The sequence below is a fragment of the Limimaricola sp. genome, from assembly GCF_016125575.1.
GTDB lineage: Bacteria > Pseudomonadota > Alphaproteobacteria > Rhodobacterales > Rhodobacteraceae > WGLM01.
This window is the reverse complement of the sequence record NZ_WGLM01000004.1, coordinates 795,787-808,456: the sequence shown is the minus strand read 5'-3', so window position 1 is coordinate 808,456 and position 12,670 is coordinate 795,787. Positions and strand designations below refer to the sequence as shown.

Below are 12,670 nucleotides of genomic sequence, written 5' to 3'. Positions count from 1 at the left end.
AGCCCTATTCCTGCATTCGTTTGACGAGTTCGGCGTAGGTATAGCTTTGCGCCACCGGCCCGTCCGCCGCCTTGTAAAAGTGCGGCGCGACGGGCAGGCACCCCGGTCCGCAAATCTGGCGGACCTCCATCTTCACCGTATCGACGAACCAGAACCGGCCGCCCGGCGTGGCGACGTAGCCGTTGATGTTCTGGTCGCGGTCGCTTTCGATATCGGTATCGCTGGGAATCTCGCCGATATAGTCGGTGTCGAAGGCCCCGTGCGTATGGTATGACGCCGTCAGGCGCCACCCGGGCGGGCGGTGAATGTCGCACCCCGCCTTGGTGCCGGGTTCGGCGACGGTGGCGCGCAGCTGCCCGTCGCGGTCGAAACCGATATAGCCGCAATATTCCCGATGCTTGGCAAAGGACGTGGCCTGCAGGGCGCGCAGCGTTTCCTTGGCCAGCGCCGCCTCGCGCATGTCCTGGGCACGGCCGGCGGCAGGCACGACCGCAAGAACCAGACATGCAATCGCGGGGCCGATGCGCATTGGTTTCTCCGTCGTGACCTTGTAACCGTGATCCTAGCGAAGCGAGATGGAGACGCCAAGAATGACGGTTCATATCGGGGCCAAACCCGGCGAGATTGCCGAAACGGTACTGCTGCCGGGCGACCCCTATCGCGCCCGGTGGGCGGCGCAGACGTTCCTACAGGACGCGGTCTGCGTGAACGAGGTGCGCGGGATGCTGGGCTTTACCGGCACGTGGAACGGCCACCGCGTGACGATCCAGGGCTCTGGCATGGGGATGCCCTCGCTGTCGATCTACGCCAACGAGTTGATTCGCGATTACGGCGCGCAGACGCTGATCCGCATCGGCTCTTGCGGCGGGATGCAGGACCATGTCGGCATCCGCGACGTGATCCTCGCGATGACCGCCTCGACCATGTCGACTCCATCGCGCGGGATCTTCCGCGAGCTGTCGTTTGCCCCCTGCGCCGATTATGGCCTGTTGTCGGCCGCCGCCGCAGCGGCAAAGGCGCGCGGGGTCACGACACATGTCGGCGGCATCTATTCCTCGGATGTCTTTTACGACGAACGTCCCGATCTGACCACCGAGATGGAACGGCACGGCATTCTTGGCGTCGAGATGGAGGCGGCCGAGCTTTACATCCTCGCCGCCCGCTACAAGCGACGCGCGCTGGCGGTGCTGACGGTCAGCGACCACCTGAAAACACACGAGGCCCTGCCTAGCGACCAGCGCGAACGCAGCTTTGGCGACATGGTGGAAATCGCCTTGACCGCCGCCTTTGCCTGACCGGAGAAAACGATGAAAACCCGCCGTCTTGGGGCCGAAGGGCCTACCGTTTCCGCTATCGGCTTTGGTTGTCTGTCCTTCGGGGGTCTTTTCGGCGCCACGACAGAGGCTGACAGCCTTGCCGCGCTAGATGCCGCATGGGACCTTGGCATCACCTTCTTCGACATCGCCAACATCTACGGTGCGGGCCTGTCGGAAACCGTTGTCGGGCGTTGGCTGTCGTTGCGCGGCCACAGCCCGGTGATTGCCACAAAGGCCGGGATCGTGCCGGGCAAGGTACGCCGGATCGACAATTCCGAAGCCTACCTGCGGGCCGAACTGGAAGGTTCGCTCCGGCGGCTGGGCGTTAGCCATGTCGACCTGTTCTACATCCACCGGCACGAGCAATCCCGCCCGATCGAGGAGGTCGCCCAGACGATGGGTCGACTGATCGCCGAGGGAAAGATCGGCGGCTGGGGCCTGTCGGAAATCGCGCCCTATACCTTGCGCCGCGCCCATGCCGAACACCCCGTCACGGCGGTGCAGAACGAATATTCGCTGTGGTCGCGCGGCCCGGAACTGGGCCTGATTCAGGATTGCGCGCGCCTTGGCGTGGCCTTCGTACCCTTCTCGCCGCTGGCGCGTGGCATCTTCGGGCGCGAGGTGTTCCGCCCCGAGACGCTGCAGCAGACCGATTTCCGCCGCGCCATCCCGCGCTTCTCGGCCGAGAACTGGGCGCTGAACCTGCCGCACCTGATGGCGTTCCGTGCCTATGCCGCCGATCACGGCCTGACCCCGCCCGCGCTGGCGCTGGCCTGGCTTCTGGCGCAGGGCGATCACCTGCTGCCGATCCCCGGCAGCCGCAGCGCCGCGCATGTGGGCGACTGGGCCGGGGCCGACGAGATTGACCTGACTGCGCAGATGATGGCCGAGATCGCGCAGATCCTGCCGGTCGGCTGGGCCTACGGCGACCGCTACAACGACGATCAGGCCGCCTCGGTCGAGCGGTATTCCTGACCATCGCGCCCTTGCCCCGTGCCGCCGCTTGCGCTGCAATGGTGCGAGGGGGACATGGGGATGATCGGGCGTTTCGTTGCGCTTGTCGTGGTGCTGCTGGCGGGGCTGGCGGCCTGCACCCCGGTGCAGGATGCGGGCAGCGTCGCGCCCGCACTGGCAGGCACGCCGCTGGAGCATTGCTGTGACAGCCCGGCCGTCTACCCGCCCGTCGTCGTCGCGTTGACCGATCCGCTTGCAGAACCCATTGGCCGGCTGATCCATGACAGCCCGGTGCGCACCGGATATCTGGCTGTCCCCGACGCCCAGGCAGCAATTCTGGATGCGCTCCGCCCGCTCGACATTCTGGACATGTCGAACCGCGGCCGACTGTCGAGCCGGTTCTTGCCCGGCCGCTTTACACATGTCGCCGTCTATCTTGGCACCGAGGCGCAGTTGCGCGCGCTTGGCGTCTGGTCCAGTCCGCGAATTGTGCCACAGCATCAGGCGATCCGCGACGGACAGGTTTTCATCGAGGCCGATGCCGAAGGGGTGCACCTGTCGCCGGCAGAGGTCGTGCTGAACACCGACGCCGTAGTGGTCATGCGGCCCCAACTGGGTTGGTCGGCCCGGCGCGCGGCGGCGGAGGGTTTTGCGCAAAGGCTGGGCGGCGCGTTCGATTTCCATTTCGACAATGCCACGCCCAATGCGGTCTATTGCGCCGAGTTGGTAGGACAGGTCTTGCCCGATCTCGCCTTGCCCACGCGGCACCTCTACGGCCGTGAAACGATCCTGCCCGAAGATATCGTGCTGGAAACCGCAGTTGGAAAGTCGCAGCTGACTCTTGTTGCCTATTTCACCGGCACGCCCGACGGCTGGCGCCGGGCGACGCGGGCCGAACTGGTGGCTGATTTGCGGGACTGGTGGCGCGGACCGGTGGCGACGCCGCAACTGGCCACGGCCTGCCCATGCCCCGCACCGGCCTAAGACCGGCTATTCCACCGGCCGGCCAAGGGCCGCAATCGCGATTCCCAACAGGCAAAGAACCGCGAACGCCCACATCCTGCGGTCACCTTCGCGCCGGGCCGCCAGGGCGGCAATCGCCGCCTCGACCGCGTAGTAGAGCGCGAAGGCCCGCGACGCATAGGAGATGATCGCAAAGACATCCGCTGTCCATGTCAGCGCCAACCCCGCCGCGACCAGCACCGCGTAGGACATCCGGTTGCCCACAAGACCGCCGGAGCGTTCCGAAACCAGCCCGCCCGCCCCGGTCGTATCGGCAACGGAGGCGCTGAACTGTGCGGCCAATGCGGCCGCCGTCAGCACGATAGGCAGAACCGGCGAGACGTTGCTTGTCATGCCGATGATGGCCGTTTCGGTCAGCTTGGCCGCGCCCGGGGCAAAGCACAGTACCAGCAACGTCACATAGACGAGATAGATGGCCGCAGAAGCGATCTGCGCGGCGCGCATCGAGCGCACACGCAGGCCCGCCTCGTATTCATCGCCCAGATAGCGCGAGGTCTCGAACCCCTGCACGGTGATCAGGATGCCGAAAAACAGCGTCAGCGCCGCCCAGGGCCCGACGCTGGGGGACGAAATCACCGGACCCGAGGCGGTAACCTTGTCACCGAAGAACAGCGCCAGCCCGATCAGCAGGCCAAGGATCGCGGCAAGGTTCAGGCTGACCGCGTATTTCTCCATCGCCTCGAGTGCTGCAAAACCTTTGGTCCAGCCGACGCCGAGGATGACGATGTAGACCGCGCTGGTCACGATCCGCGCGGCCAGCGGGCTGTCGAAGGGCGTTAGCCGCACCGCGAAAGCGCCCAGAAGGTTCAGGTAATAGGCGACCGAGATGACGTAGCAGGCCGCCAGCGTCCATCCTGCCACCGTCTCGAACACCCGACCCGCCCGACCGGACCCGTCCGCGCCGCCGCCGATATTGTAGCGGATCGCCGCGCCAAAGGCATAGGCCAGCGCCGCCAACAGCGCCATCGCCAGCGGCGCCCAGATGCCGAGGCTGTCATTCAGGATTGGCCCCAACACCAGAAAGCCGGAGCCGATGATCGAGGCAAGCGGCGTGACCATGGCCCGCCAGAATTGCCAGCGCCGCATTGGCGGCGACAGGAACACCAGCAGTCCCGCCGCCGCGACCCCGAGGATCAGGAGGTCACGCAGCACCGTCCCGGCCTCAGACGTGCCGATCGACCATCATGTGCTTGATATGCGCAATCGCCTTGGCAGGGTTCAGGCCCTTTGGGCAGGTCTTGGCGCAGTTCATGATGGTATGGCAGCGATAGAGTTTGAACGGATCCTCCAGATCGTCCAACCGCTCGCCCGTCGCCTCATCGCGGCTGTCGATGATCCAGCGATAGGCGTGCAGCAGTGCCGCGGGGCCAAGGTAACGGTCCGAGTTCCACCAGTAGCTGGGGCAGGACGTGCTGCACGAGGCGCACATCACGCATTCATAAAGGCCGTCCAGCTTGGCGCGGTCCTCGATCGACTGGCGCCATTCCTTCTGCGGGCGGTTCGTCTTGGTTTCCAGCCACGGCATGATGCTGGCATGCTGGGCGTAGAAATGGGTCAGGTCGGGGATCAGGTCCTTCACCACCGGCATGTGCGGCAGGGGGTAAATCTTGATGTCGCCCTTGATCTCGTCCATCCCGTAGATGCAGGCCAGCGTGTTGATCCCGTCGATGTTCATCGCGCAAGAGCCGCAGATCCCTTCGCGGCAGGACCGGCGGAAGGTCAGCGTTGGATCGATCTCGTTCTTGATCTTGATCAGCGCGTCCAGAACCATCGGGCCACAGTTGTCCATGTCGATGAAATAGGTGTCGAGCCGCGGGTTCTTCCCGTCGTCGGGGTTCCAGCGGTAGATCTGCACCTTGCGCACACTCTTGGCACCTTCGGGACGCGGCCACGTTTTGCCGATGGTGATCTTGCTGTTCTTGGGAAGGGTCAGTTGAACCATGATCCGGCTCCTTGTTCAGCGGTGGGCGGCCGTCGGGCCGCGCATGGGTGTCATTTGGTCAGCGCGACGGTCGCGCAGGAAATCGTTTCGGGCCGGGCCAGTACGCCCGAGATCAGGTTGGCCGTGGCGGGGTCCACGCTGGGGGCGCTGGCGGCCGCGGCGATGCTGGTCAGTTCCGAGGGCGTGACATTGTCGAGGATGCAGTTGGTCAGCGCGTCGGCCTCGGTCTCGGGCACCTGGGCCGCAACCAGCGGCGCCACGACCGAGCGCGCCGCGGCCTTGGTCGCCTCTTCGGCCACCACGGCCGGCGGGGCCGCGCCCCGCCCGGCCGCCTGCATGCAACCTGCCAGAAGCGGCACGATCAGGCCGATCAGTAGAACCGGTGCCTTCATTCCCCTTCCCCTCAACGCAGGACCGGAGGGCGGTAGGGCGCCTGCCCGGTCAGGTTCATTACGCAGGCGTTGTAGACCGCCAGCGGATCACGCCCCATCAGGTAGTCGCTGGTGATGCCCACGGCCCCGCCGACGTAGCTGTTGCCGCGGTTGTTGACCCCGATCGAGACGCGCCCGGTGGGCCCTTGTGCCGCTCGCGCACGCGCCTCGCATTCCTGCGCCGCCTGCTCGGGCGAGGGCGGCGGCGGCGGGGCGCAGCCCGCCAGCAGGCCCAACGCGCCCAGCGTCACGAAGGGGCCCGCGCGCCGCATCAGTAGACGCGCGCCTTGGGGGCGATCTTCTTCAGCGCGATGCCGCCATCTTCTTCCTTGGTCAGCGGATCAAGGTGAACGGGGCGATAGTCCAGCCGCACCTTGGCGCCGTCGACCCATGCGAGGCTGTGCTTGCGCCAGTTCTTGTCGTCGCGATCGGGGTAGTCCTCCTGCGCGTGGGCGCCGCGGCTTTCCTTGCGCGCCTCGGCGCTGACCATGGTGGCCAGCGCGTTGGGCATCAGGTTGGCCAGTTCCAGCGTTTCCATCAGGTCGCTGTTCCAGATCAGGCTGCGGTCGGTGACCTTCAGATCGCCCATCTTCCCGGCAACCTGCTCCATCTTCTCGACACCTTCGGCCAGAGTCTTGTCGGTGCGGAAAACCGCCGCGTCCGCCTGCATGGTACGCTGCATTTCCAGCCGCAACTCGGCCGTGGGGGTGCCGCCGTCGGCATGGCGCATCGCGTCGAACCGGTCGAGCGCCTTTTGCAGAGAGGCCATGTTCAGTTCGGGGTTGGGCGCCTCGTGGTCCACCACTTTGCCCGCCCGCAGCGCCGCGGCGCGGCCCAGCACGACAAGGTCGATCAGGCTGTTCGAGCCCAGGCGGTTGGCCCCATGCACGCTGGCGCAACCCGCCTCGCCGACGGCCATCAGGCCGGGCACGACAGCATCGGGGTTGTCGGCGGTCGGGTTGATGACCTCGCCCCAGAAGTTCGTGGGGATGCCGCCCATGTTGTAATGGACCGTCGGCAATACGGGGATGGGTTCCTTCGTCAGATCCACCCCGGCGAAGATGCGCGCGCTTTCCGAGATGCCGGGCAGGCGCAGGTCCAGCGTTTCCTTGGGCAGGTGGTTGAGGTGCAGGTGGATGTGGTCCTTGTTTGGCCCCACGCCGCGCCCTTCGCGAATTTCCAGCGTCATGCAGCGGCTGACCACGTCACGGCTGGCAAGATCCTTGTAGGTGGGGGCGTAGCGTTCCATGAACCGCTCGCCCTCGGAATTGGTGAGGTATCCGCCCTCGCCCCGCGCGCCTTCGGTAATCAGGCAGCCCGCGCCGTAGATGCCGGTGGGGTGGAACTGGACGAATTCCATGTCCTGCAGCGGCAGGCCCGCGCGCGCCACCATACCGCCACCGTCGCCGGTGCAGGTATGCGCACTGGTCGCGCTGAAGAACGCGCGGCCGTAACCACCGGTCGCCAGAACCGTCATCTTGGCGTTGAAGACGTGCAGCGTGCCGTCATCGAGTTTCCACGCCAGCACGCCCTGGCACTGCCCATCGTCAGACATGATCAGGTCGATGGCGAAATACTCGATGTAGAACTCGGCCTGCTGTTTGAGGCTCTGGCCGTAAAGCGTGTGCAGGATGGCGTGGCCGGTCCGGTCGGCGGCGGCGCAGGTGCGCTGCACCGGCGGGCCTTCGCCAAACTCGGTGGTATGGCCGCCGAAGGGGCGCTGATAGATCTTGCCCTCTTCGGTGCGGCTGAAGGGCACGCCGTAATGTTCCAGCTCGTAGACCGCCTTGGGTGCCTCGCGCACGAGGTATTCCATGGCGTCCATGTCGCCCAGCCAGTCCGACCCCTTGACGGTATCATACATGTGCCACTGCCAGTGGTCGGGCCCCATGTTCGACAGGCTGGCCGCGATGCCACCTTGGGCGGCCACGGTGTGGCTTCGGGTCGGAAAGACCTTGGTGATGCAGGCGGTGCGCAGGCCCTGTTCTGCCAGCCCCAGCGTGGCCCTCAGGCCCGAGCCGCCGGCGCCCACGACGATGGCGTCGTAGACATGGGTTTCATAGTCATAAGCTGCCATGGTGGCTCCGTTCCTTAGACCGCGATCTTCACGAGGGCATAGGCGCCCATCGCGATGACCGTATAGGCGACCGAAATCGCCAGCATGATCAGGCCCTTGCGGGTTGATCCGTGGGTGTAGTCCTCGATCATCATGCGCGCGCCACGATGGAAATGCTGCATCGAGACGAACAGCACCATGCCGGTCAGGATCGCCACCCATGGGTTCGCGAAGGTGGCGATGACCTGATCGCGGGTGCCACCCAGCGCGCGGCCAAAGACGATGAGGAATGTCGGCACGAGGAAGGCAAGCGCGACGGCGCTGACCTGCATGTACCACTGGTGTTCCGTACCGGTGCCCGAGGCGCCCTTGCGCTCGGCCCGCTTGCGGTCTGTCAGATAACGCATGGCCGCCCTCCTCAGACGATGATCAGGGTGATGACGGTCAGCACGACCGAGCCGATGACGCAGGCCCAACCCAGCTTTTCCGCCGTGGCGACGTCGAGGCCGTGACCGGCATCAAAGTAAAGGTGCCGCAGCCCGGCAAGGTAATGATACCAGACCGCCCAGGCACTCAGCGTGAAGACAAGATCGCCGAACCAAGAGGTGGCGATCGCGTTGACGAAGTTGAAATAGCCCGGCCCGATCGCAGCCGCCATCAGCCACCAGACGCCCAGCACAACGCCCACGATCAGGGCGTTACCTGTAATCCGGGTCAGGATCGACGACACCATCGTCATCTGCCAGCGATAGATCTGCAGGTGCGGCGAGAGGGGGCGGGTCGGCCCCTGTGCTTCGGCCATGGCATTTCCCTTCTTGGTCGTCATGTCCGCACTCGGGTGGCGGAGTTGCACTGGTATAGACGCATATTTCGGCGCAAGTCACGCCCGGGCAAGGCCCGATTTACGCGGTTGATGCTGCGCACGCAGCAATTTTTCGTGCTTGTGATCACACATTTGGCCCGTGTGATCACGCCCGATGCGCATCGTGGTCAGAACAACTTGTCGACGGCCTCGCGAAAGTCGAACCCGACTCGGAACGCCATGATCTCGTCCTTCTCGCCGTTGGACATGGCCGCAAGGTAAAGAAAGAGAGGAAAGCGCTCTCCGGGTGCATGGAAAACGACGATCTCTTGCATTGCGCCACCGACGTCGTGCCGCTGGACAGTCACACGGCAAAAGTCGAAGCCTTGAGGCGCCAGATTGCGAAGGCTTTGGATCGCCGTGCGGACATCATTGCTGTTGGAATCGACCAGGCCATTGTCCTGCATCACGCTGAAGAAACCCGCGAAGTCGCCCCGCATCAGCGATGCCTCGGCGGCGTGAAACAGGGGCACCTCTATCGCCTTGTCCAGCGCGCAGACCGTTCCTGCTGTTGCCGCCCCGGCGGTCAGCGCGAGGGAGAGGGCAAGGGCAGGTCCGGCGGCACGAAAGGTCATAGCGGCATTAAAGCCCAGTAATCGAGGTCAAGCAACACGTCGGGCAGGTAGCGCCCCTCGGCATCGCGCAGGCGGCCGGCCTCGCCTGTGGTGGCCACCAGCCGCAGGCGCAGCGCACCGACACCGGGCGCGGTCGTTTCGGCCTTGTCCAGCACTTCGGACCAGGCACCAATCGTGTCCCCGGCAAAGCAGGGGTTGGCATGGCTGCCGGCGTTGATCGCCACCATCATCTGCGCGTTGGCCAGCCCATTGAACGACAGCGCACGCGCCATGCTGATGACATGCCCGCCATAGACCAGCCGCCGCCCGTCGGGCCGCGCGCCCCGGTCAAAATGCACCTTGGCGGTGTTCTGCCACAGGCGCGTGGCCATCATGTGCTCGGCCTCTTCGACAGTCACGCCATCGACATGGTCAATGACCTCGCCCACCGCGTAGTCGCCCCAGCGGTGCGGCTCGCCCGCCAGCGCGACATCGTAGCGGCTGAAATCGAGGCCCGGCGGGATGACGAGGTCCGGCGCGGCGACGGCGGGGGCCAGCTGCGGCACGACGGTGTCGGGCGCGGGGCCTGTGTCGCGCCGGCGCACCAACACCCAGCGCACGAAGCTCAGCACCGTCTCGCCATGCTGGTTGGTACCGGTCGTGCGCACCCAGACGACGCCCGAGGTGCCGCTGGAGGTCTGCTTGACCCCGATCACCTCGGACCGCGCCGCCAGCGTATCGCCCGGCCAGACCGGGCGCAGCCAACGCACCTCGGCATAGCCGAGATTGGCGATGGCATTGAGCGAGACATCCGGCACCGACTTGCCGAAAACCGTGTGGAACACGATCAGGTCGTCCAGGGGTGCTGCCCGAAGGCCGCAGCCCTGCGCGAAGGCATCCGACGAGGTCAGCGCATGTCGGGCGGGATAAAGCGCGTGGTAAAGCGCCCGTTCGCCACCCGACAGCGTGCGCGGCACGGCATGGACGATCTGTTGCCCAACCGCGTAATCCTCGAAAAAGCGGCCGGGGTTGGTCTTGTCGGCCATCGGCCTAAAGCTTCCCCAGCTTCATTTCCGGCGAATACTCACCCGGCACTTCCTTGGTTACCGCCTGCCCGCAGCGCATCACGCCATTGGCCGCATCGAACGCATAGGTCGGGTCGCCGTAAAGCGTCCAACCCTTCGATAGCGCCTCGGTCACCTTATGGCAGAACGAGGACGTATCGTCGTCGGTGAGCAGGCGATAGGCGATCATGTCAGCCTCCGAACGGGCGATAGCCCAGAAGAATATGAACGTACCCGATCGCCGCCACGACAACGAGCGTGCCGATCACGGCACCAATTTCCTTGCCCATGTTCACGGGTCCGGTCGGCTTGGTCCACTGCATTTGCGCATTAGACAGGATGATGCCCACGACGGCCCAGACCAGCAGCACACCGAAGAGCAGGATCGAGGCGATGTCGCCATGCACCAGTAGGTGTGCAATGGCCCAGAGGATGACGGCTGTGTATTGCGGATGGCGCACGACGCGGGTGATCGCCGTCTTCATCCCGGAGGCCGCGAAAAGATAGACCGAGATCAGCATCAGCAGGTTGTTGACATGTACGCCCCAGGAGGGTGCGACATAGCCGCCGGTAACGGGCGCGGCGCGGTAGCCCACCACCATCAACACCAGCGAAACCAGCGTCAGCAATGCTACCGCACCTTTGCGCGGGCCCTCGGGAATAGACTTTGCCATGCCGGGCGCGATCAGTTTGAACGAATGCGGAATGACCCACAGGATCAGTCCCAAAATCAGAAGTGTCATGATGCCTCCATCAGGCGAATTGCCTCGGCCTTGGCCAAGGTCGCTCGCGCCGTGGCGATATGCAAGGTCTCGACGATGCGACCATCAACCACGGCAATGCCCTGTCCGGCGCGTTGCGCCTCGGTGAAGGCGGCGATCTGACGTCGTGCGGTCGCGATTTCGGCATCGCTGGGGGCAAAAGCGCTGTTGGCGGCCTCGATCTGCGCGGGATGGATCAGCGATTTGCCATCAAACCCCATGTCGCGGCCCTGCGCACATTCTGCGGCCAGCCCGTCAGCATCGCGCAGGGCATTGTAAACACCATCAATCGCGATGCGGTTATGGGCACGCGCAGCCAACAGCCCGGTCTGCAACGCGGTCAGCAGCGGCGCCCGACCCGCGACGTGGCGTGCGCCCAGCTCAAAGGCCAGATCGTTGGTGCCCATCACCACGCCTTGCAGGCGCGGATGGGCGCAGATCGCGGCAGCGTTCAGGATACCTCCCGGCGTTTCGAGCATTGCCCAGACAGGAAGGCTTGGCAGCAGGCCCGCCAACGCCTCCAGATCGCCGGGCGTTTCGACCTTGGGCAGCAAAACAGCGTCGCAGGCGGCACCCGCAAGCACCGCGGCATCGTCGTGCCCCCAAGGCGTGCCCAGCGCGTTGATCCGCACCAGCCGCAGCTTGTCGCCAAAGCCGCCGCGCGCCAGTTCGGCGATCAGCGTGTCTCGCGCGCGGGCTTTTTCGGAGGGGGCGACGGCATCTTCCAGATCGAAGATAAGTGCATCGGCCGGCAGGTCGCGGGCCTTGTCCAGAACACGCGGCCGGTCCGCGGGGACATAGAGCACGGAACGACAGGACCGGGTGAGCATGATTCGCCTCGCAACAATATTGCGCGCAAAACAGACAGATCACCCGGTTCGTTTCAAGCGCTTTTCGCCGCGATGCAGCAATGCGGCTGCGGCAGGCGCCTCAGACCAGCCCGTCCCAGATCAGCTTCAGCGACACGGCCAGCAGCGCCCAGATCACCACCTTGAAGAACAGCGCCTCGGGCAGCACCTTGACCAGTCGCACCCCGGCAAAGACGGCCAGCCCCGCGGGCACCGCCAGCACTGCCGCGATATGCAGGTTGTCGAGGCTGAGCTGGCCCAGCGCGTAATAGGGGATCAGCTTGAGCGTGTTGACATAGGCGAAGGCAATGGTCGTTGTGCCGACGAAGACCGTCTTGGACAGCTTCAGCGGCAGCACGTACATCTGGAACGGCGGGCCACCCGAATGGCTGACGAAACTGGTGAACCCCGAGATCGTTCCCCAGAACAGGCCCGGCGCCACGCGCATCTGGCGGGCCTCGGCCGACTGGCCCCGACGCAGGATGAAATTCAGCGCGAAGGCTGTGCCGATCACCCCCACCAGCACCGTCACCCAGCTTTCGGGCACGAGGTGCGCCGTGGCCCAACCGATGCCGACGCCGATGGTCATCGCCACCATCATCAGTACCAGCACCCGGCCGTTGAAATCGCGCCGGTAGGCGACAAGGCCGAACATGTCCGACACGACGTAGACCGGCAGCAGCAGGCCCGCGGCCGTCAACGGCGGAATCACCAGGCTCATCACCGGCACGCTGAGCATGCCGATCACCGGCAGGCCGCCCTTGCTCATGCCGACGAAAACCGCCGCAAGGCAGGCCGCCACCCAGAACGTCATGTCATGCATCTTGCGTGCCCCTGAAGGCCGGGCAATTGTCCCTCA

Annotated in this window: 17 protein-coding genes; 3 read left to right on the top strand and 14 right to left on the bottom strand. The window is 65.3% G+C overall.

Annotation, left to right across the window (positions count from 1 at the left end; all coding sequences use genetic code 11):
• Nucleotides 1-4: 4 nt before the first annotated feature.
• Nucleotides 5-529: a DUF4329 domain-containing protein gene (locus tag GC146_RS10845; protein ID WP_291838057.1), complete on the bottom strand. Its 525-nt coding sequence runs from the start codon at nt 527-529 to the stop codon at nt 5-7.
• A gap of 61 nt (nt 530-590) precedes the next feature.
• On the opposite strand from GC146_RS10845, the gene deoD reads away from it, so the two are divergent.
• Genes deoD through GC146_RS10830 form a run of 3 tightly spaced genes read left to right on the top strand, consistent with a single transcriptional unit; the run spans nt 591 to nt 3,254 of the window.
• Nucleotides 591-1,295, top strand: coding sequence for a purine-nucleoside phosphorylase (deoD, locus tag GC146_RS10840; RefSeq protein ID WP_291838056.1), 705 nt, complete (start codon nt 591-593; stop codon nt 1,293-1,295).
• Nucleotides 1,296-1,307: 12 nt separating this feature from the next.
• Nucleotides 1,308-2,291, top strand: a complete 984-nt coding sequence (locus GC146_RS10835) for an aldo/keto reductase (RefSeq protein ID WP_291838054.1) — start codon at nt 1,308-1,310, stop codon at nt 2,289-2,291.
• A 60-nt stretch (nt 2,292-2,351) separates the two neighbouring features.
• Nucleotides 2,352-3,254: a YiiX/YebB-like N1pC/P60 family cysteine hydrolase gene (locus GC146_RS10830; RefSeq protein WP_291838051.1), complete on the top strand. Its 903-nt coding sequence runs from the start codon at nt 2,352-2,354 to the stop codon at nt 3,252-3,254.
• A gap of 6 nt (nt 3,255-3,260) precedes the next feature.
• Here GC146_RS10830 and GC146_RS10825 read toward each other — a convergent pair whose 3' ends face one another.
• The 13 genes from GC146_RS10825 to GC146_RS10765 all read right to left on the bottom strand — a co-directional run bounded on the left by GC146_RS10825 (nt 3,261) and on the right by GC146_RS10765 (nt 12,625).
• Nucleotides 3,261-4,445, bottom strand: a complete 1,185-nt coding sequence (locus tag GC146_RS10825; protein WP_291838050.1) for a hypothetical protein — start codon at nt 4,443-4,445, stop codon at nt 3,261-3,263.
• 10 nt (nt 4,446-4,455) lie between these two features.
• Nucleotides 4,456-5,235, bottom strand: a complete 780-nt coding sequence (locus GC146_RS10820) for a succinate dehydrogenase iron-sulfur subunit (protein ID WP_291838048.1) — start codon at nt 5,233-5,235, stop codon at nt 4,456-4,458.
• Nucleotides 5,236-5,285: 50 nt separating this feature from the next.
• Nucleotides 5,286-5,627: a hypothetical protein gene (locus GC146_RS10815; protein WP_291838046.1), complete on the bottom strand. Its 342-nt coding sequence runs from the start codon at nt 5,625-5,627 to the stop codon at nt 5,286-5,288.
• An 11-nt stretch (nt 5,628-5,638) separates the two neighbouring features.
• Nucleotides 5,639-5,938, bottom strand: a complete 300-nt coding sequence (locus GC146_RS10810; protein ID WP_291838044.1) for a hypothetical protein — start codon at nt 5,936-5,938, stop codon at nt 5,639-5,641.
• Nucleotides 5,938-7,743, bottom strand: a complete 1,806-nt coding sequence (gene sdhA, locus GC146_RS10805) for a succinate dehydrogenase flavoprotein subunit (RefSeq protein ID WP_291838042.1) — start codon at nt 7,741-7,743, stop codon at nt 5,938-5,940. Before sdhA ends, GC146_RS10810 begins: the two co-directional genes overlap by 1 nt.
• A 14-nt stretch (nt 7,744-7,757) precedes the next feature.
• On the bottom strand, nt 7,758-8,129 hold the full coding sequence (sdhD, locus tag GC146_RS10800; RefSeq protein ID WP_291838040.1) for a succinate dehydrogenase, hydrophobic membrane anchor protein: 372 nt from the start codon (nt 8,127-8,129) through the stop codon (nt 7,758-7,760).
• Nucleotides 8,130-8,140: 11 nt separating this feature from the next.
• Nucleotides 8,141-8,524 (bottom strand): succinate dehydrogenase, cytochrome b556 subunit, encoded by a 384-nt coding sequence (gene sdhC / locus GC146_RS10795; protein ID WP_291838525.1) that lies wholly within the window; start codon nt 8,522-8,524, stop codon nt 8,141-8,143.
• Between the two features lie 188 nt (nt 8,525-8,712).
• On the bottom strand, nt 8,713-9,159 hold the full coding sequence (locus tag GC146_RS10790; protein WP_291838038.1) for a hypothetical protein: 447 nt from the start codon (nt 9,157-9,159) through the stop codon (nt 8,713-8,715).
• The gene (locus GC146_RS10785; protein WP_291838037.1) at nt 9,156-10,184 is read right to left on the bottom strand and encodes a MaoC family dehydratase; all 1,029 of its coding nucleotides are present in this window, start codon (nt 10,182-10,184) and stop codon (nt 9,156-9,158) included. Before GC146_RS10785 ends, GC146_RS10790 begins: the two co-directional genes overlap by 4 nt.
• 4 nt (nt 10,185-10,188) lie before the next feature.
• Nucleotides 10,189-10,392: a DUF1737 domain-containing protein gene (locus GC146_RS10780; RefSeq protein WP_291838035.1), complete on the bottom strand. Its 204-nt coding sequence runs from the start codon at nt 10,390-10,392 to the stop codon at nt 10,189-10,191.
• Nucleotide 10,393: 1 nt separating this feature from the next.
• Nucleotides 10,394-10,945 (bottom strand): NnrU family protein, encoded by a 552-nt coding sequence (locus GC146_RS10775; protein WP_291838033.1) that lies wholly within the window; start codon nt 10,943-10,945, stop codon nt 10,394-10,396.
• Entirely contained in the window at nt 10,942-11,793 is an 852-nt protein-coding gene (locus GC146_RS10770) for a CoA ester lyase (RefSeq protein WP_291838031.1), read from the bottom strand. The genes GC146_RS10775 and GC146_RS10770 overlap by 4 nt, the downstream gene beginning before the upstream one ends.
• 100 nt (nt 11,794-11,893) lie before the next feature.
• Nucleotides 11,894-12,625 carry a sulfite exporter TauE/SafE family protein gene (locus GC146_RS10765; RefSeq protein WP_291838029.1) on the bottom strand — a complete coding sequence of 244 codons (732 nt, stop codon included), beginning with the start codon at nt 12,623-12,625 and terminating at the stop codon, nt 11,894-11,896.
• Nucleotides 12,626-12,670: the final 45 nt, after the last annotated feature.